This is a genomic window from Synechococcus sp. CS-1332 (genome assembly GCF_025127995.1).
In the GTDB taxonomy this organism is placed as follows: Bacteria; Cyanobacteriota; Cyanobacteriia; order PCC-6307; family Cyanobiaceae; genus Cyanobium.
Genome location: NZ_JAHLYP010000041.1, coordinates 83,956 through 101,524, shown reverse-complemented (window position 1 = coordinate 101,524; position 17,569 = coordinate 83,956). Strand labels below are relative to the sequence as shown.

Annotated in this window: 17 protein-coding genes and 1 pseudogene; 9 read left to right on the top strand and 9 right to left on the bottom strand. The window is 64.2% G+C overall.

Annotated elements, in window-relative coordinates; genetic code table 11:
• The 5 genes and pseudogenes from KQ305_RS09645 to KQ305_RS09625 form a co-directional block, all read left to right on the top strand.
• Positions 1-217, top strand: a pseudogene (locus KQ305_RS09645) (photosystem II q(b) protein); the annotation flags it as partial.
• A 149-nt stretch (positions 218-366) separates the two neighbouring features.
• Positions 367-1,326, top strand: a complete 960-nt coding sequence (locus tag KQ305_RS09640; RefSeq protein WP_259725198.1) for a metal ABC transporter substrate-binding protein — start codon at positions 367-369, stop codon at positions 1,324-1,326.
• Positions 1,327-1,330: 4 nt separating this feature from the next.
• Positions 1,331-2,125 carry a metal ABC transporter ATP-binding protein gene (locus KQ305_RS09635; protein ID WP_259725197.1) on the top strand — a complete coding sequence of 265 codons (795 nt, stop codon included), beginning with the start codon at positions 1,331-1,333 and terminating at the stop codon, positions 2,123-2,125.
• A complete protein-coding gene (locus KQ305_RS09630; RefSeq protein WP_259725196.1) occupies positions 2,122-2,991 on the top strand; it encodes a metal ABC transporter permease in 870 nt (289 codons plus the stop codon). Before KQ305_RS09635 ends, KQ305_RS09630 begins: the two co-directional genes overlap by 4 nt.
• Positions 2,991-4,199 carry a DUF4336 domain-containing protein gene (locus KQ305_RS09625; protein WP_259725195.1) on the top strand — a complete coding sequence of 403 codons (1,209 nt, stop codon included), beginning with the start codon at positions 2,991-2,993 and terminating at the stop codon, positions 4,197-4,199. Before KQ305_RS09630 ends, KQ305_RS09625 begins: the two co-directional genes overlap by 1 nt.
• Here the strand turns inward: KQ305_RS09625 and KQ305_RS09620 are convergent.
• Positions 4,196-4,555, bottom strand: coding sequence for a DUF760 domain-containing protein (locus KQ305_RS09620; RefSeq protein WP_259725194.1), 360 nt, complete (start codon positions 4,553-4,555; stop codon positions 4,196-4,198). The two genes, KQ305_RS09625 and KQ305_RS09620, sit on opposite strands and share 4 nt — an antisense overlap.
• Before the next feature lie 49 nt (positions 4,556-4,604).
• Positions 4,605-5,285 carry a signal peptidase I gene (gene lepB, locus KQ305_RS09615; RefSeq protein ID WP_259725193.1) on the bottom strand — a complete coding sequence of 227 codons (681 nt, stop codon included), beginning with the start codon at positions 5,283-5,285 and terminating at the stop codon, positions 4,605-4,607.
• On the opposite strand from lepB, the gene menD reads away from it, so the two are divergent.
• The 3 genes from menD to KQ305_RS09600 all read left to right on the top strand — a co-directional run bounded on the left by menD (position 5,267) and on the right by KQ305_RS09600 (position 9,013).
• Complete coding sequence (gene menD / locus KQ305_RS09610) at positions 5,267-7,090, top strand: 2-succinyl-5-enolpyruvyl-6-hydroxy-3-cyclohexene-1-carboxylic-acid synthase (RefSeq protein WP_259725192.1); 1,824 nt, start codon at positions 5,267-5,269, stop codon at positions 7,088-7,090. The two genes, lepB and menD, sit on opposite strands and share 19 nt — an antisense overlap.
• Positions 7,087-7,941, top strand: coding sequence for a 1,4-dihydroxy-2-naphthoyl-CoA synthase (gene menB / locus KQ305_RS09605; protein ID WP_259725191.1), 855 nt, complete (start codon positions 7,087-7,089; stop codon positions 7,939-7,941). The genes menD and menB overlap by 4 nt, the downstream gene beginning before the upstream one ends.
• A gap of 100 nt (positions 7,942-8,041) precedes the next feature.
• On the top strand, positions 8,042-9,013 hold the full coding sequence (locus KQ305_RS09600; protein ID WP_259725190.1) for a sensor domain-containing diguanylate cyclase: 972 nt from the start codon (positions 8,042-8,044) through the stop codon (positions 9,011-9,013).
• 56 nt (positions 9,014-9,069) lie between these two features.
• Here KQ305_RS09600 and KQ305_RS09595 read toward each other — a convergent pair whose 3' ends face one another.
• The gene (locus tag KQ305_RS09595; RefSeq protein ID WP_259725189.1) at positions 9,070-10,698 is read right to left on the bottom strand and encodes an ATP-binding protein; all 1,629 of its coding nucleotides are present in this window, start codon (positions 10,696-10,698) and stop codon (positions 9,070-9,072) included.
• Between the two features lie 7 nt (positions 10,699-10,705).
• Positions 10,706-11,053: a PAS domain S-box protein gene (locus tag KQ305_RS09590; RefSeq protein WP_259725188.1), complete on the bottom strand. Its 348-nt coding sequence runs from the start codon at positions 11,051-11,053 to the stop codon at positions 10,706-10,708.
• A gap of 246 nt (positions 11,054-11,299) precedes the next feature.
• On the opposite strand from KQ305_RS09590, the gene KQ305_RS09585 reads away from it, so the two are divergent.
• Positions 11,300-11,665, top strand: a complete 366-nt coding sequence (locus KQ305_RS09585) for an STAS domain-containing protein (protein WP_259725187.1) — start codon at positions 11,300-11,302, stop codon at positions 11,663-11,665.
• 24 nt (positions 11,666-11,689) lie between these two features.
• On the opposite strand, the gene KQ305_RS09580 is transcribed toward KQ305_RS09585, so the two are convergent.
• Genes KQ305_RS09580 through KQ305_RS09560 form a run of 5 tightly spaced genes read right to left on the bottom strand, consistent with a single transcriptional unit; the run spans position 11,690 to position 17,159 of the window.
• Positions 11,690-12,841: a PP2C family protein-serine/threonine phosphatase gene (locus KQ305_RS09580; protein WP_259725186.1), complete on the bottom strand. Its 1,152-nt coding sequence runs from the start codon at positions 12,839-12,841 to the stop codon at positions 11,690-11,692.
• Positions 12,842-12,868: 27 nt separating this feature from the next.
• Positions 12,869-15,421: an ATP-binding protein gene (locus KQ305_RS09575; protein WP_259725185.1), complete on the bottom strand. Its 2,553-nt coding sequence runs from the start codon at positions 15,419-15,421 to the stop codon at positions 12,869-12,871.
• Positions 15,422-15,443: 22 nt separating this feature from the next.
• Positions 15,444-15,869 carry a heme NO-binding domain-containing protein gene (locus KQ305_RS09570; RefSeq protein WP_259725184.1) on the bottom strand — a complete coding sequence of 142 codons (426 nt, stop codon included), beginning with the start codon at positions 15,867-15,869 and terminating at the stop codon, positions 15,444-15,446.
• Positions 15,832-16,044, bottom strand: coding sequence for a heme NO-binding domain-containing protein (locus KQ305_RS09565; RefSeq protein ID WP_259725183.1), 213 nt, complete (start codon positions 16,042-16,044; stop codon positions 15,832-15,834). Before KQ305_RS09565 ends, KQ305_RS09570 begins: the two co-directional genes overlap by 38 nt.
• 53 nt (positions 16,045-16,097) lie before the next feature.
• Positions 16,098-17,159 carry a polysaccharide pyruvyl transferase family protein gene (locus KQ305_RS09560; protein WP_259725182.1) on the bottom strand — a complete coding sequence of 354 codons (1,062 nt, stop codon included), beginning with the start codon at positions 17,157-17,159 and terminating at the stop codon, positions 16,098-16,100.
• Positions 17,160-17,569 lie beyond the last annotated feature (410 nt).

Here is a 17,569-nt window from a genome sequence, read left to right as displayed (position 1 = left end):
GGGCGTGAGCACGATGGCCTTCAACCTGAACGGCTTCAACTTCAACCAGTCGATCCTGGATGGCCAGGGCCGGGTGATCAACACCTGGGCCGACGTGCTCAACCGTGCCGGTCTGGGCATGGAAGTGATGCACGAGCGCAACGCGCACAACTTCCCGCTCGATCTGGCCACCACCGGGTCGATTCCCGTCGCCCTGCGCGCCCCGGCGATCGGCTGATCCAGCGATTGGCCAGGCCCCACTGGCCTGGTGATCCATCCCCCGGCCCCCTCTGAGGAGGGGGCTTTTCTGTGGGCTGGCCCGGTCACCGACCAGGGCGAAGGACCGCCAAACTGTTCATTCCAAGCTTTCTTACTCCCCCCAGCGGCATGCCCGAGCTCCGCACAGATGGCCAGGGCCTTCGCGGCCTCCGAACACATCTGACGCGGGCTCTGCTGGGCGCCGCCCTTGTCGTGCCGCTTCTGGCCGGAGGCTGTGGGAGCCGTGACACGGGCGGGACGCAGGACGGGCGGCCCCTGGTGCTCACCACCTTCACGATCCTGGCGGACATGGCCCGCCAGGTGGCTGGCGAGCGGGTGCGGGTGGAATCGATCACCAAGCTCGGCGCCGAGATCCACGGCTATGAGCCCACCCCCAGCGACCTGAAGCGGGCCACGGGCGCCCAGATGGTGCTGGAGAACGGCTTCGGGCTGGAGCGCTGGGCCGAGCGCTTCTACGCCAGCCTCCGGGATGTCCCCCACGTGACGCTCACCGAGGGGATCATCCCCCTGCCGATCGCCGGCGACGCCTACCAGGGCCAGCCCAACCCCCACGCCTGGATGTCCCCGCGGCTGGCGAAGGTCTATGTGGAGAACATCCGCCGTGCCCTCACCCAGCTCGACCCCGCCGGCGATGCCACCTTCCGCCGTAACGCCGAGCGCTACAGCGCCCAGCTGGACGCCCTCGACAGGGAGCTGAAGACCTCCCTGGCCCGGATCCCCCCTCCCAAGCGGGTGCTCGCCACCTGTGAGGGAGCCTTCTCCTATCTGGCCCGCGACTACGGACTCACTGAGGCCTACCTCTGGCCGGTGAACGCCGAATCCCAAGTCACTCCCCAGCGCATGGCCCGGCTGATTGCCCTGGTGAAGGAGCGCCAGGTGCCAGCGGTGTTCTGCGAGAGCACGGTCAGCGCCGAGCCCCAGAAACAGGTGGCCAGGCAGTCCGGGGCCCGCTTCGGGGGGGTGTTCCATGTGGACTCCCTCTCCCTTCCGGACGGCCCGGCCCCCAACCTGCTGGAGCTGCAGCGTCATAACGTGGAGACCCTGCGAGCGGGTCTGGCGGGGAGCTGAACCCATGCCCTCCGGCCAGCCTCTACTCGACGGAAACGAGCGCATCTCGGTCCTCCATCTCTGTGTCGATTACCACGGGGTGGTGGCCGTCCACGACGCCTCCCTGCATCTCGATGCCGGCAGCATCTGCGCCCTGGTGGGGATGAACGGAGCCGGCAAATCCACCCTGTTCAAAGCGCTGATGGGCTTCGTGCGCCCGTCGGCCGGCAGCATCGCCATCAACGGGCTGCCCCTGAAAGAGGCCCGCCGGGCCCGGGCGGTGGCCTACGTCCCCCAGACCGAAAGCGTCGACTGGAACTTTCCGGTCAACGTCCATGAGGTGGTGATGATGGGCCGCTACGGCGCCATGAATCTGCTGCGGATCCCGCGGCCGGTCGATCGGGAGGCGGTGAAGGAGGCCCTGGATCGGGTGGATCTCTGGCCGTTACGCCACCGCCAGATCGGTGCCCTCTCCGGAGGCCAGCGCAAGCGGGCCTTCCTGGCGCGGGCCCTGGCCCAGGGCGCCTCGGTGATGCTGCTCGATGAGCCCTTCAACGGCGTCGACATCCGCACCGAGAAGCTGATGATCGAACTGTTCGAGCAGTTCCGTCGTGAGGGGCGCACCTTGATGATTTCCACCCATGACCTCTCCCACGTCACCAGCTTCTGCGACCAGGTGGTGCTGATCAACAAGACCGTGCTGGCCTACGGCGAGACCGCGTCGGTGTTCACCAGCGAGAACCTGGCCCTGACCTTCGGTGGCCTGCGGCTCGAGGCCACACCCGCAGCAGCCACGGACCCCGATCCGCAGGCGCCATGACCACCCTGCTCACCTGGTTGGTCGAACCGCTGCAGCAGGAGTTCATGGTGCGGGCCCTGCTGGTCAGCACCCTGGTCTCCTGTGTCTGCGGGCTGCTCTCCTGCTACATGACGCTCAAGGGCTGGGCCCTGATGGGCGATGCCGTGTCGCATGCGGTGATGCCCGGCGTGGTGATCGCCTATGCCCTGAATCTGCCCTTCGCGGTGGGGGCCTTCGTCTTCGGCGTCGGCTCGGTGGCCCTGATCGGCTACATCAAGCAGATGACCCGGATCAAGGAGGACACCGTGATCGGGCTGGTGTTCACCGGCTTCTTCGCCCTCGGCCTGACGCTGATCTCCAAGGTGCGCAGCAGCATCGACCTGTCGCACATCCTGTTCGGCAACGTGCTGGGCATCAGCTCCTCCGACATCCTCCAGACCGTGCTGATCAGCCTGCTGGTGCTGACCGTTCTGGTGGTTCTGCGCAAGGACCTGCTTCTGTTCTGCTTCGATCCCACCCACGCCCGCTCGATCGGTCTCCACACCGGCGTGCTGCACTACCTGCTGCTGTCGATGCTGTCGCTGGCGGCGGTAGCCGGCCTCCAGACCGTGGGCATCATCCTGGTCGTGGCGATGCTGGTCACCCCGGGGGCCACCGCCTACCTGCTCACCGATCGCTTTGACCGCATGGTCTGGCTCTCGATCCTGTCGGCGGTGATCTCCAGCGTGGCCGGGATCTACTGGAGCTACTGGATGGATGCCTCCACCGCCGGCTGCATCGTGCTGGTGCAGACGCTGCTGTTCCTGCTCTGCTTCCTGCTGGCGCCTCGCCATGGTCTGTTGGCCCAGCGGCGCCGTTCACCGCGGGCTTCCCGATTCCCGTCCTAGTGAGCGACTCCGTCAGCATCGCTGCAACGCCCTCCCCCGCCGACCAACGCTGGCCCTGGTGGCCGTTGCTGCCCCTCTACCCCTATGGCCGCCGCCGCACCCTGGTGCGGGAGCTGATCGCCGGCAGGCTGTGGAGCTTCGAGCAGGTTCAGGGGGTCTGGTACGTGGCGGTGCCGATCCGGATGCTGGTGCTGCGGGTGCGGGAGGGACTGCTGCTCTATGCCCCGGTGGCGCCCACCGCCGAGGTGCGGGCCCGCCTGTGGGACCTGGAGGAGCGCCACGGCCGGGTGTGCACCATCGTGCTGCCCACCGCTTCCGGGCTGGAGCACAAGTTGCCGGTGCCGGCCATGGCCCGGGCCTTCCCCGGGGCCCAGGTGTGGGTGACGCCAGAGCAATGGAGTTTCCCGCTGCCGTTGCCGCCCGCCTGGCTGGGGTTCCCCGCCTCCCGCACCAAGGTGCTGCTCAGCGATGGCGTGCCCCATGGCGATCAGCTCGACTGGTTGCCTCTGGGTCCCCTGGAGCTGGGGCTGGGCACCTTCCTGGAGATCGCCTGCTTCGATCGGGGCAGCGGCAGCCTGCTGCTCACCGATGCCCTGGTGGCGATCCCGCCGGAACCGCCGGAGGTGTTCAACCTGGATCCCACCCCGCTGCTGTTCCATGGCCGCGAACGGGGCGATGAACCGCTGCTCGACGATCCCGAGCGGCGCCGCAAGGGCTGGTGGCGGATGGTGCTGTTCGCCACCTACCTGCGCCCCCGGCCCCTGGAGGTGCCGCCCCTGGGCGAGGTGCTGCGCCACTGCCTGGCACCGGGGTGCCGGGGCGCCAGGGCCCACTTCGGCTTCTACCCGTTCCGCTGGCTGCCCGGCTGGCAGGAGGATTTCAAGGCCCTGACGCCGGGCGGCCGCAGCAGCCTGCAGGTGGCGGCGGTGCTGGAGCGTCTGGTGTTCCCCCGCCAGAGGGCCGCCCTGGTGGCCTGGATCCGGCTCCTGGCGGGCCTGAAGGATCTGCGCTGGGTGGTGCCGGCCCACCACGAGGCCCCCGTGCCCAGCTCAGCGTCGGAACTCACCGCCCTGGCGGATCGGATCGAGACGGGGGAATGGGCGCCTGATCAAGGGTCCTGGCAAACCCTGGCCGGGATCGACAAAACGCTGGTGCGCCTGGGGCTGGTGCCAGGGGAGGCCCTTCAAGGCCACAAGCCTCAGCCCTAGAGCTCCAGCTCGCCGGGATCGTCGTCGAGGCCGGCCTCGAAACCACCGCTGCCGAGCATGGCCGATTCCAGTTCCATGCGCTGCTCCATCTGGCGCAGGAAGTAGCCAGTCATCATCGCCGAGGCCAGCAGGCCGGCGAGGTTCTCACGGCTGGCCTGGATCTTCACTTCGAACTGCTCGCCTGGGAGCATGCCCAGCAAGCCCTGGACGTTGTGGCGGATGATGTCCTGAATGTCGCCGGTGGCCGAGCGAGCCACCCTCTGCAGCACGTCCGGGGACTGTTCCTGCAGGTACTGGATCAGCGAATTGTCGCTGATCGCCTCGTTGTCGGCGGTCAGGAACTCCGGGTTGAACATTTGCCGTCCGGTGTGCGCTGCAACACGACACGCACCCTAACGCAGTCTTTCAGGAGGCTTCCCCTGCGTGGGGAGAGGAGAACCCAACCGGACCGAACCGGGCCAGGGGCCAGTAGCGCCAGATGGCGGTGCCGATCAGATCCGCCTCCGGCAGGGGTCCCCAGAGGTGGGAATCCAGGCTGGCATTGCGGTTGTCCCCCAGCACCAGCACCGCGCCGGCGGGCACCACGAAGGGCTCCAGGGCGTAGTCCATCGGTTCACGGGCCCAGTCCGGCTCTGCGGGGGTGCCATTGCGCCAGAGCTGGCCGTCCCTCACTTCCACCTGGTCGCCGGCCACTGCCACCACCCGCTTGATCAGGGCCGAGCGGGCGTCGTAGCCAGCCTCCTGCAGCCGGGCCGGCGGATGGAACACCACAATGCTGCCCGTGCGCACACGCGAGCCGAAACGGGGGGTGACTTTCTCCACCAGGATCCGGTCCTGGAGCTGGAGGGTGGGCAGCATCGAGCCCGAGGGGATCCAGCGGGGCTCCACCACCGCCCAGCGCAGCAGCAGGGCCAGCAGCACCCAAAGCAGCAGGCGGGCCAGTTGCTGCAGCAGCCCGCTGGGGCTGCGCGGGGGGGCTGAGGCGGGCCTGGCGATGGTGGAGTCGCTGTCCATGGCGAAGCCGTCGATCAGGATGATTCCCCCATCCTGAACAGTGGAGTTCCCCGGTGGCCGGGCCCCCGTCATCACTGGCCAATGTGGAGGCCGCCCTGACGCTGTTGCGTGCCCTGCGCCGAGGCGGGCTGGCCCATGCGGTGCTCTGCCCGGGCAGTCGCTCAGCGCCCCTGGCGGTGGCCGCCGCCCTGCTGGAGCCGGGCGGCCTGCGCTTGCACACCGCCATCGATGAGCGCAGCGCCGCCTTCTTCGCCCTCGGCCTGGGCCGGGGCAGCGGCCAGCCGGCGGCGGTGATCACCACCTCGGGCACGGCGGTGGCCAACCTGCTGCCGGCCGCGGTGGAGGCCGATTTCGGCGGCCTGCCCCTGCTGCTGCTCACGGCCGACCGGCCGGCCCAGCTCAAGGGCTGCGGCGCCAACCAGAGCGTCAACCAGGAGGCCTTTCTGGCCTGCAGCTGCCGCTGGCTGGGCAGCGGGGACCCCGAGGGGCTGGCGGCGATGGCAGCGGAGTCTCTGGAGGCCCTTGCCAGCACGGCCCTGGCCGCCGCCCAAGGGGATGGGGCCGGACGCAGCGCCGGAGCGGTCCACCTCAACCTGCCCTTCGCCGAACCCCTGCATGCCGGCGGCGGGGAGCTGGCGCAGCTGGCCGCGGCGCTCACCAGCCAGCCACCGGACGCCAGCGTTACGCCGCCGCTGGGCAGCCCGCCGGCACCTCCCCGCTTCGCCACCGGAGACGCCGCGACCCTGGAGCGGGACCGTCCCGGCGTGGTGGTGGCCGGCCCCTGGCGCGGCAGCCCCGCCGCCTGGCCCGCCCACGTGGAAGCCCTGCGGCGCTGGCAGCGGCGCAGCGGCTGGCCACTGCTAGCCGATGCCCTCTCGGGCCTGCGGGGCTTGCCGGGGCTCGGCAGTGTGAACGCCTATGACCTGATCCTGGCGGAGGGCTCCTCCAGCGCGGCCGCAATCGGTGGCCTGCAGGTGTTGCGCCTGGGGCCCCTGCCGGCCAGCCGTCGCCTGCAGCGCTGGCTGGCGGCCCAGGGCGGGCCCCAAGTGCTGGTGAGTGAAGGGGATGCTCGCCCCCTCGATCCCCTCAGGCGGGTGCGGGCCCAGTGCGGCGAGGGTCTGGCGGCCTGGCTGGCGGGGCAACCGCAGGACACCGGGGCGGGCGAGGCCGCTGGGGAATCGCTGGCGCTGGCGGACCGCTGGCGCCAGGCGGAGGCGGCTGTGCAGGCGCTGCTGGACCAGGAACTGGCCGACGAGGAGGGGGAGCCGGCCCTGGCCCGCCGGCTCAGCCGGCTGCTCCCAGCGGGGCTGCCGGTGCTGCTGGCCAACAGCAGTCCGGTACGTGACTGGGAAAGCTTTGCCCACCCGAGCGCCCCCACGCGGGCGATGCACGGCTTCCGGGGGGCTTCGGGGATCGACGGCACCCTCTCGAGCGCCTGCGGGCTGGCCGAGGCCCTGGGCGAGCTGGTGCTGGTGAGCGGCGATCTGGCCCTGCTCCACGACGCCAATGGCTGGCTGTGGCGGAGCCAGCTGCGGGGGCGGCTCACCGTGGTGCTGATCGACAACGGCGGCGGCGGCATCTTCGAGCAGCTGCCCATCCGCACCGAGCCGGCGGCGGCGATGGATTTCGAGCGCCTGTTCGCCATGCCCCAAGCGGTGGATCCCCTGGCGCTGGCGGCGGTGCATGGGGTGCCTGGCCGGCGGGTTGCGAACCTGGAGGCTCTGGAGAGCGACCTGGCCTGGGCACGGCAGCAGCCGATGGCGCTGCTGATGATCAGCACCGACCGGCGCCGTGATGCCGCCCTGCGGCAGCGGCTGCGCACAATGGCCGCAGCGATGGCCGCCTCCCTGGCGACCGGGCCGATCCCTTCCCCATGACCCCCGTTCCCCCGCCCCTGCCGCGCTGGACCAGCGCCGGCACCTACACCGACATCCGCTTCGAGACCAGCGGTGATGGAATCGCCCGGATCAGCCTCAACCGGCCCGAGAAGCGCAACGCCTTCCGGCCCCTCACGGTGCAGGAGCTCTGCGATGCCTTCAACCGGGTCCGGGACGACCCCACCATCGGTGTGGTTCTGTTCACCGGCGAGGGGCCGGCCGCCGACGGCGTCTGGGCCTTCTGCGCCGGGGGTGATCAGAGCGTCCGCGGCGACGGCGGCTACCTCGACGACGCCGGGCTGCCGCGGCTGAACGTGCTTGACCTGCAACGGATCATCCGCAGCCTGCCCAAGGTGGTGATCGCCCTGGTGGCCGGCTACGCCATCGGCGGCGGCCAGGTGCTGCACCTGCTTTGCGACCTGAGCCTGGCGGCCGAGAATGCCGTCTTCGGCCAGACGGGCCCCCGGGTGGGCAGCTTCGACGGTGGCTTCGGTGCCGGCTACCTTGCCCGGGTGGTGGGGCAGCGCAAGGCCCGGGAGATCTGGTTCCTGTGCCGTCGTTACGACGCGGATCAGGCCCTGGCCATGGGGCTGGTGAACGCCGTGGTGCCCCTGGAGGATCTCGAGCGCCAGGGGGTGGCCTGGGCCCGGGAAGTGCTGCAGCACAGCCCCACGGCGATCCGCTGCCTCAAGGCCGCCTTCAACGCTGAAACCGATGGCCTGGCGGGGATCCAGGAACTGGCGGGCCAGGCCACCCACCTCTTCTACCGGACCAGCGAAGGCCAGGAAGGCCGCAATGCCTTCCTGGAGAAACGGGATCCGGACTTTTCAGAAGCGCCCTGGCTGCCCTGAGCGGCCCCGGCTCCGCGACAAGGCAAGACATACTGAATTATCTGGGAAGAATGGCCGACGCACGACGACCAAGACCCATCCACCGAACCTGCGCCGAGCGATGTCCGCCTATCCGATACCGGACAACGAAGCTGAGCGCCAGGCGGCCCTCGAAGAGCAGCACATTCTCGACAAGGAGTCCGATGAGGATTTCAACCGCATCACCCGTCTGGCCAGCCAGATGCTGGGCGTGCCCACCGCCCTGATCTCCCTGGTCGATCGCGAGCGGCAGTGGTTTCTCTCCCGGGTGGGTCTGGAGGCGAGTGAAACACCCCGGGACGTGGCTTTCTGTGCCCACGCCATCTGCTCCGATGAGGTCATGGTCGTCAATGACGCCAGCGAGGATGAGCGCTTCAAGGACAATCCCCTGGTCACCGGAAATCCCCACATTCGGTTCTATGCCGGCGCGCCGCTGCAGACCCGCTCTGGCTTCAACCTGGGAACCCTGTGCGTGATCAGCCCCCAGCCGAGGCAACTGACTGGCAATGAGCAACAGTTGCTGGAGGACCTCGCCGGCATGGTGATCCAGCACATGGAATCCCGGCGGAATGGCTATCTCTGCCCACTGACGGGCCTCAAGAACCGACGCCCCTTCTTCGATGCTGGTCAGCTGGAGTTCCAGCGGGCACGTCAGAGCAGTGAACCGATGACCCTGATGCTCTTCGGTCTTGATGACCTTCATGGCTTCTGCGTGCGATTCGGCCAACAACAAGGCGATCGGGTGCTTCAGGAGGTGTCCAGGCAACTGCAAACGGACTTTGGGGAGAGTGTCTTCTACGGACGCGTCAGCGAAAACGAGTTCGCCGTGCTGTGCCCGGGCCTGGAGGGGCAGGAGGGTACAGTCCTGGCTGAGGGTGTCCGTGCCGGGCTGGCCCTCCATGGCTGGGTGGTGGAGGGCGTCCGCCATCCATTGCCCGTCAGCTGGGGTTTGGCCTGCCTCAGGTCCGATGACACGGGGTTCCAGGATCTGTTCCAACGGGCCGCGGGGGCTTTGAACCAGGCCAGGCTGTCGGGAATGGCTCAGCCGGGGTGAGCCCAGCGAACCATCAATGGGGCGGGTGCAGGGTTGAAACAGCGGCGGCCGAAGGGTCAGGTCGCTGGGGATACCCGCCTGAGGTCGCGCCATTCACGATAGCGATCTAAGGCCGAACAGAGGTCGGCGAGACGAAGGGGCTTGGAGAGAAAGTCGTTCATCCCCGCCTCCTGGCACTCCTGTCGATGGGAGTCAAAGGAATAGGCTGTCAAGGCGATGATGTAGACATCTGAGTATCCCTCAGCGCGCAACTGGCGCGTGGCTGCGACACCATCCAGATCTGGCATCGCAATATCCATCATCACAAGATCAACGCCTCCATCCTTGACGGACTGAACGGCCGCATGACCGTCTCCCACCGATTCTGCCGTGAGATTCAGTCTGGCCAGCATCAGTTCCAGCACCCGTTGATTGACGCGATTGTCATCAGCAACCAGGATTCTTATGACCGAATCAAAGCGCTCACTGATGCCAGTGGCAGTGGCCTCTTGATGCGCTGGCATCGCCAACGCAAAGGGGAGAGTTACGGAAAAAGAACTGCCAATGCCAAGGCGCGAGTCGACCGAGATCTCACCCCCCATCAGATGGGCCAGTCTTGAGCAGATGGCGAGGCCGAGGCCGGCACTTTGATGGGTCTGGGCTGGGTTGGAATGGCCCATGAATTCTTCAAAGATGAGTGGCAGGATCTCAGCGGCAATGCCAATGCCCGTGTCCGAAACTCGGAACAACAGGGTCAGTTCGTTGCCTTCTTTGCGAGATTCCTCAACGCTGAGGCGAATCTCCCCCTGATTGGTGTACTTGCAAGCATTGCCCAAGAGGTTGACAAGAATCTGACGCAGCTTGAGATCATCGCCGATCAGCCAGTTCGGAGTTTCCGCTGGGACGTAGAGCTTCAGGCTGAGGCCTCTGGCAGAAGCCTGGTGCTGGAATTGATTGGCAAGGTCCTGGAGCAACGAGTGGATCTCAAAGCCCCTGGGATTAAGTTCAAGGCGCCCGGTTTCAATTTGCGAGATATCCAGAATGTCATTGATCAGGCTCAACAGATACTCGCCACTGTCATGAATCGTTTCGAGCATCTCCCGTTGCTGCCCCTCCATGGAGCCGGCAAGCAGCAAGTCGGTCAAGCCGATCACAGCGTTCAGCGGGGTTCGGATTTCATGGCTCATGTTGGCCAGAAACCGGGTCTTGGACTGGCTGGCTGCCAGCGCCACATCACGGGCCTGCTGCAACTCGCGGGTTCTCTGGGCCACCTGGTCCTCCAGCTGATCCCGGGCATCGATCAATTTGTCCTGGGCCTGGACGATCGCGCTCCGATCCCTGAACGTGAACACCAGAGATGGCTTATTGGGGAGATTGACGGTGGCCCATGACACCTCGATGACACGACGGGGAGGCTCAGTCAGCAACGCCCAGGTGATGGTTCCTTCTGAACCTGAAGCCCAGAACGGTAGGCCGGCTTGGGGATCAGACAGTTCGCAGATCTGAGGTCTGGGAACAATCTGACTTAGGGATTTGGCAAGGCACTGCAAGCGGGTAAGGCCCACAAAGCGATCAAACGACGCATTCGTCCACTCCACGATTCCGTTGAGATCGGTGAAGACGAGGGCCTCATCAACAACTCCCAAGGCCGCCTCAAGCCTCCCCAGGGTGGTGCGCAGCTGACTGAGAAGATTCAGATCCGGCATTCCAGCCTCACGTCAGCGGGCGCAAGGTGGCCGCAAACACCCAGCTCTCCCCACGGCGCTCGGCCACAATGAAATGCTCGGAGTTGATAGCTCGACTGTCTTTGCAGATGGTCATCAGCTCCAGGGGATGGTTGAGAATCTGTGATTCACCAAACATCTGAAAGCGTGAGAAGCCAAGGTGATGAGCGTCTTGATACGCGGCTGGCAGAATCATGGAAAGCGACTGGCCCTTGAGATCATCCAATGACCATCCGTAGATCGACACAAACAGGTCGTTGATTTCGACGATCAGGCCTTCCTCGTCAGCGGCCACGAAGGGCAGGGATTTGTTACGGAGCTCTTCGATCGTGACCATGAACCTCGAGGCTGATTTTGCCAGGTTAGTCACAAACCTTAGCGCCGAAGTCCATTTGGTCGTTCCTGCCTCCACCACGGAACCGGGACGTGTTTCCGGGCCAACACCTAGGAGCTCCACCCAGGGCAGGGCTCAGCGTCCCAATTCCAGGGGTTGAAGCACTGTCGTGCTGCCATTCAGGGATCAACTGGCAAGCGCTGCCAGACATGAGGTGACGGCTGATGGCAGAGCCCCACCCATTGGTGAATGGTAGGATCATTAGAATTTGAGGTTCACTTTGTGGATGATCTTTACATCCTGAAGCCCGCGGGCTTGCTTGATGCCCAGAGTGGGGCTGACTTGCGGCAATCCATCGGCTCGGTTCTGGCAGAACAGTCCAGGGACATCCTGATCGATTGCCAGGGGATTGATTTCATGGACAGCAGCGGCTTCGGCGCCCTGATCTCGGTACTCAAGCGGGTCAGGGAACAGGGAAAGCAATTGTTTCTCTGTGGGCTCAACAGCCAGGTGCGGATCGTTCTTGAACTCACCGGCACCGAAAGGGTTTTCACCATTTTTCCGAGCAGCGAAGCTTGTGTCGCCTTCCTGTCAGCTGATCAATCGGACGCCTGAATCCCAGAGAAGAACCAACAGACCTCAGCGCAGCAAAGCACGGATCACCGAATAGTCATCCGTGAATGGCGCATTGTCCGTGACGTCGTGGATCTGGGACAGCAACCGATCCAGGCCATTGTCATCAGCGAGCAGACCTCGGCATTGCTCTACCAGTTCCATAAATTCGGCCAGCGTCCCCATCACTCCACCGGGCCTGGGCACCTCGTAGAGGCCATCGCTGTAGACGAGAAGACAGCCCCCCTCACCAACCTCAAGGCTCTCGGTGCCATAGGTCGAGTCTTCGAACAGACCCACCGCCATGCCCTGGCCCGTGAGCCAGCGGCAGGAAAAGGCGCCAGAGCGGCTCCAGAGCAGGGCAGGGGGATGGCCCGCACTGGCAAAGCGCAGTGTCCGGCTGGAGGGTTGGTACACCCCGTACCACATCGTCAGGTACCGGCCCTGGTGACGTTCCATCTGGAAGCCGGAATTCAGGGTCTGCAACACGGCGGCCGGATCACGCAGGTCGACGGGCAACGAACGGGAACGCAACTGGTTGTGGACGGAGATCGAGGGGAACGCCGCCGCCAGTCCATGGCCTGAGGCATCGGCGAGGTAGATGACGACGTGATCGTCATCGAGCCAGAAGAAGTCGAAGGAATCGCCTCCCAGTTCATGGGTGGGTTCGAAGCGGGAATCCACCCGGACGGCGCCTCTGATGGGCTGTGGCAGCAGGGATCGCACATAGCTGGCCGCCTCCTCCAGCTCCTCATCCAGTCGGAGCTTCTGGTGACGTAGCTCCTCTGCCAGGGCCTTGAGCCGTTCGTTCGCCTGGTGCAGACGGATGCCAGAGCGGACGCGGGCCAGCAGCTCCTCTGGATCGACCGGCTTGCTGAGGAAGTCATCGGCTCCGCAGTCCAGCCCGTTGACCCGGTCCTCCACCCGGGAACGGGAGGTGAGCAGGATGAAATAGGCCGCCTTGAGAGCAGGATCCGCCTTGAAGGCCCGGCAGACATCAAGACCATCCATGCCGTCCATCAGCCAGTCGCAGAGGATCACGGTGGGAGGGAGGAGACGGGCCTGGGCGAGGGCGCTTTCACCGGAATCCGCCACCAGGATCTGATACCCCTGCGACCTCAGACGAACCTCAAGAATGCGGGAATGGATGCGGTCGTCATCGACGAGAAGGATCGTCATCGGGGCGGAACTCTCGTCCATGGGGGATCAGGTTTCCATGGGGCGGCGGAGCCGCAGGGCTTCGGTCACCCGCCCAGCCTCAACGAGCAACTGATCAATTCTGAGCTGGGGCCACGCCTGCGAATCCGAGCGCAGGGACTCCTCGACCTGAGCGCACAACGTGGCCAGCCGCAACGCGCCAAGGCTGGCACTGGGGGAACGCAGGGCATGGGCGGCGGAGATCATCGCGGCAGGATCCTGATGTTGGTGAGCCATCACCACCGCGGACACCAGGCGCATCGCGTCATCGAGGTACAGGTCGATCAACTCCTGGAAAACGGCCGCCGCCCCGTCACCCATGGCCTGCTCCAGCTCCTCCCAGGCAGCGGCATCGATCGGGTCGGGCCCATCACCCCCCACTGGAGCGACGGGCTGGGGGCGAGGTTGGTAGTGCTCCAAGGAGTAGGACAGCTGCGCAGGGAGGATCGGTTTACTCAGAAAGTCGTCCATGCCAGCACGAAGGCAGGCCTGTCGATCCTCTGGACGACAATGGGCCGTCATGGCGATGATCCAGGGTTGCACAAATGGAGGCGGGAGCCCACGGATGGCCTGCGTGGTGCCGTAGCCATCAAGCTCGGGCATCTGAACGTCCATGAACAGAACGTCGTAGGAGTTCTCCTGCACGGCGCTGAGCGCTTCGGGACCGGAAGCCGCCGTATCGGGAAGATAGCCGAAGCGTTGCAGCATCTGTACGGCAAGCCTGCGGTTTACAGGGATGTCATCCACCACAAGAAGGCGCAGCGGCAGCCGGTCGGCGAGATGATAGGAGCCTGCTTCTGGGGCCGGTTGAGCCGGTAGACCTGCCTCCGGTGGGAGCCCGGTGTCCATCGATGGGTGATTCTCCAATGGGCTCTTCAACTGCTGCAGAAGGGCCAGGCGCAGCTGCTCCAATCGAACAGGCTTGCGCACCACCACTGGTGGAGTTGCGGAAGGGGACACCAGCTCAGGCAACTTGCCATGGTCCGCCAGAACGATCCATGGACAGGCGAGAAGCCAGGGGTCCTGCAGAAGGGTTGTTGGAGCCTGATCCCCCTCCCGGCAGAGCAGACGGCCATCGATCACCAGGACGCCAGGCTTGAACTCTGGACTCTGGGGACGATCGGAGCGCAGGGAGTCCCCGTCAGGATCGGGGGCGAACACGCGGAGCCCCATCTGACCCACTTGCTGCTGCAGCAGACGGCGAAGGGTGGGATTGCCAACCAGCAGGAGAACCGCGGCTGGGGCCTGGGAAGGCAACAGCAGGGAGGGGCTGGGGGTGGTGGGCGCAGGACAGACAGGATCAAGTTGTAGCTGCACCGAGAAGCTGAAGACGCTGCCCTGGCCCTCCTGGCTTGCCAGCGTGATCGTGCCGCCCATCAGTTCACACAGGCGACGGGTGATCGCCAGACCAAGCCCTGTCCCCCCATAGCGCCGGGCCATGGAGGGATCGGCCTGCCGAAACGGTTGGAACAGGTGGGGAATCAGCTCGCTGGAGACGCCGATGCCGGTGTCCTGGACCTGGAACCTGAAGCGGCAGGATGGCGGCAGGCCGGTGTCGACGTTGATGGGCTCCGCCGAAACAGCGACAAGGATCTCACCCTGGGAGGTGAACTTGACGGCGTTGCTGAGAAGGTTCCATAGGATCTGACGCAGGCGGGTGAGATCGCCGATCACGGCCGAGGGGGTGCCTGGCTCGATGTCCAGGATCAATTCCACCTCCTGATCCAGCAGGCGGGAAGCGCTCAGAAAAAGGGCCTCCTCAATACAGATACGGAGATCAAAACGCTGCTCATCCAGTTGCATGGCACCGGATTCAATCTTAGAGAAGTCAAGAATGTCATTGATAATCGTCAACAGGGAGTCGGTACTGCTGTTGATGATCTCGACATACTCCCGATCCACCGGGTCGAGATGGGAGTCCTGGAGCAGCCCTGCCATGCCGAGGATGGCATTCATGGGCGTTCGGATCTCATGGCTCATTGTGGCCAGGAACGTATCCTTGGCGATAGTGGCATCTTCGGCGGCCTGCCTTGCCGCCTCAAGCTCAGCGTTGAGCGTGGAGAGGCGCTGGTTGGTGGCGTCAAGTTCTGCCCGCTGCATCATCAGAATGCCATTGAGCTTCTGACTTTTCGCAAGTGCCACATTGCGCGATTGCAAGAGGAATAGAAAGTCAACAAGGGAACCGTGTAAAGGAAAGTCATCGATCTTCAATCCAAGTAAGCTCAGATCTGCGAGATGCAGCAGAGAGGGATTGCCAACAAAAAGCAGACGCTTAGCTTCATCAAAGCGACAGACCTGTCCCTCCAACTGCAAGGGAGTGGAAAGCGCCTTCAGGATCACATGCCGATGAACGGAATCACAAAGCCCTTGATAGTCCAAGGGGACGTCAGGACGCAGCAGCTCGAATTGTTCGCAGAGGGACTGTCCGAGCAGATCCGGACCGGGAAGAATGCGGCGAAGCACAGAGCCAGCTGACTGGATCCTCAGCTCACCATCGAGAACGAGATGGAAAGGAAAGAGGGGATCGAGAAGTGGCCCAGGCAGCTGGGGGAGGGAATCCATGATCAACAGCGAGTCTTCGTCTTCATGCGCGCGCGGCAACTGAAACAGGATGTCCAACTGGAACGTCTGCCGGCAGAGAGAGGCAAACGTGGGGGAGGTCCTGCGCTTCGCCGTGCTCCCGAGAAGCGATCTGATCAACCGTCAAAGAGAGTCGAAATCGTGGATCCAGGCCGAGCAAAAGGCCCGTCGCCATCAGAGACAGGCCTTGTCGCTTGGAGCGATAGTCCAATGCAATGAACTGATCAGCCCTGTGCTCACAGCGGAAGGAGGGCGGTTGCAGCTCCGGGAAAGCGACAGCAGCCCGGGCGTGGAGATCATCGAGCTGATCGAGGAATTCGGGCAACGTTTCGCCCGTGCTCTCAAGCAGCTGTTCGTAGCCTTCCGCTGCCGTGTAGGTGAGCCAGTACTCACTAAAAGCCTGCATGATTCTGATCACCCGATAGGCCAAGTTCTTCAGTGGCCGCCGCCACAAGACGATGGGTCATAGCATCGGAATAGACCTGGTATAACAGGAAGAAATCAAGATCCTGAAGGTCGGCCCTGTCCTTGATCAGTTGCCAGGCATCCTCACCATGATGGGTGCAGACCATCCGCTGGATCGCCCGGTTGTCAAGCCCGTACATGCCCTAACGGCCAAATCAATTGAATCTAGCCCAGATGGTCAGGAAAACTACTCTCAAGCCTCGCCGGGCAGTTGATCGAGGCACCACTGGAAGTCGCGACAAACCTGTGCGCGAACTGGCTGGTGATCGAACAGGCGTCCTCGGGTGGCCAGGATGGCCGGCATCACAGACGCGGGCTCCAGGCTGGCAAGATCACAGCCGGGGAGGTCAAGCCGACGGCACAGGTCCCGTCCCTTATTGGAATAGTGGAGGTGGTAAGGAACTCGCCCGGCCGCCAGCGCCAGAACAGCCGTGTGAAAGCGCACGGCAATGACGAGATCCACCAAGGCGAACAGGGCCATGGCGAGCTGCCAACTCGGCACCATGTGGTCGTCCACGAACGGGTTGAGAATGGCGGTGCCAGGAACCCGTTCCTGGATGGCGGCAGCCACCTCGAGATCATTGTCAGAGCCATAGGCACCCGACTGGATCAACACGATGGGCCTGAGTCCGGCCGCGATGAGTTCGACGCAGAGTTGGGCGATCCTGGCCACAAAGGCCTCATTGTCGTGGCCATACATGCTGTCAAAGCCACGGACCGACAGCACAGCCGCCTTGCTGGGATCAATGGCCAACCTCTCAAGGCATTGACGCGCCATGGCCGCCGCCAGGGGCGAACCCTCAAGGACGAACGCTATGTCGTACGACAACCGAGACTTCACGCCAGCGGCGCAGAGTCGCTTGTGGCTTTCGGCATCCCGCACGCAGACAGCCGCAAGGCGCTTGAAATAGCGCTGCAGTAGCAGGAAGCTGAGGCCGTGGCAGGATCTTGGAATCGACTGGCCGAAAAGAATCGTGCGCTTGGGACTGTGGCGCAGTTCGGCCAGATTCTTGAGAAACGCTTTGGTGACGAACCATTCGCGCGAGTTATTGAAAATGTCCCCACCCACACTGACGTAAGCGTCACAGTTTCGAGGCCTGTCGGGCAGGAAATTGACCCCGAGCGTGAGATCCGGACTTTCATCCTGAACACAGCCCACCAGCTCTACGTCTGGTAACAGTTTGCGAAAAGCACTGTAGATGGCTGCATCACCCAGATTAAGGGTGCTGTAGGCGTTGATCAGGCCAATGCGCACGGAAGGTAAATAAGAAAGAAAGTGTTATGGATATGGCGCTTGAACGTTCAACACGTTGCGCCCGGTTCCAGCGTAAAGCAGGAACTTGACATTGGTTGTCATCGTATCAGCCCGACACAGGTTCCAATCCGTGCAGATCCAGCCACAGCAGCTACGAAAGGCACCACGAACAGCCCTCATTGAGAGCAACCAAGTCGAGAAAGCACTGCATCCGTGAGCACTGACGTTGCCATCGCCTGCTACGCAAGAATCAGCCATTGCATTGGCTTTACTAGTGATGAACGTCGTAAGGCTGCTGGATTCATGTTATCTCCTTGTAGTGCCACTCCTGAGCAATCAGCCAACCGCATCCTGAGGATCAAACACAGGTAAGCAAGAGCTTCATCAGATCGTTGGCCTGGGAGTGGTTC

What these genes read in the sequence shown, in the direction of transcription:
- KQ305_RS09595 (WP_259725189.1), bottom strand. Translation starts at nt 10,698, where the DNA reads ATGCCGGATCTGAATCTTCTCAGTCAGCTGCGCACCACCCTGGGGAGG.
- KQ305_RS09600 (WP_259725190.1), top strand. Translation starts at nt 8,042, where the DNA reads ATGTCCGCCTATCCGATACCGGACAACGAAGCTGAGCGCCAGGCGGCC.
- KQ305_RS09575 (WP_259725185.1), bottom strand. Translation starts at nt 15,421, where the DNA reads ATGGATTCCCTCCCCCAGCTGCCTGGGCCACTTCTCGATCCCCTCTTT.
- KQ305_RS09630 (WP_259725196.1), top strand. Translation starts at nt 2,122, where the DNA reads ATGACCACCCTGCTCACCTGGTTGGTCGAACCGCTGCAGCAGGAGTTC.
- lepB (WP_259725193.1), bottom strand. Translation starts at nt 5,285, where the DNA reads ATGACGGGGGCCCGGCCACCGGGGAACTCCACTGTTCAGGATGGGGGA.
- KQ305_RS09620 (WP_259725194.1), bottom strand. Translation starts at nt 4,555, where the DNA reads ATGTTCAACCCGGAGTTCCTGACCGCCGACAACGAGGCGATCAGCGAC.
- KQ305_RS09565 (WP_259725183.1), bottom strand. Translation starts at nt 16,044, where the DNA reads ATGTACGGGCTTGACAACCGGGCGATCCAGCGGATGGTCTGCACCCAT.
- menB (WP_259725191.1), top strand. Translation starts at nt 7,087, where the DNA reads ATGACCCCCGTTCCCCCGCCCCTGCCGCGCTGGACCAGCGCCGGCACC.
- KQ305_RS09585 (WP_259725187.1), top strand. Translation starts at nt 11,300, where the DNA reads ATGGTAGGATCATTAGAATTTGAGGTTCACTTTGTGGATGATCTTTAC.
- KQ305_RS09635 (WP_259725197.1), top strand. Translation starts at nt 1,331, where the DNA reads ATGCCCTCCGGCCAGCCTCTACTCGACGGAAACGAGCGCATCTCGGTC.
- KQ305_RS09640 (WP_259725198.1), top strand. Translation starts at nt 367, where the DNA reads ATGCCCGAGCTCCGCACAGATGGCCAGGGCCTTCGCGGCCTCCGAACA.
- KQ305_RS09590 (WP_259725188.1), bottom strand. Translation starts at nt 11,053, where the DNA reads ATGGTCACGATCGAAGAGCTCCGTAACAAATCCCTGCCCTTCGTGGCC.
- KQ305_RS09580 (WP_259725186.1), bottom strand. Translation starts at nt 12,841, where the DNA reads ATGACGATCCTTCTCGTCGATGACGACCGCATCCATTCCCGCATTCTT.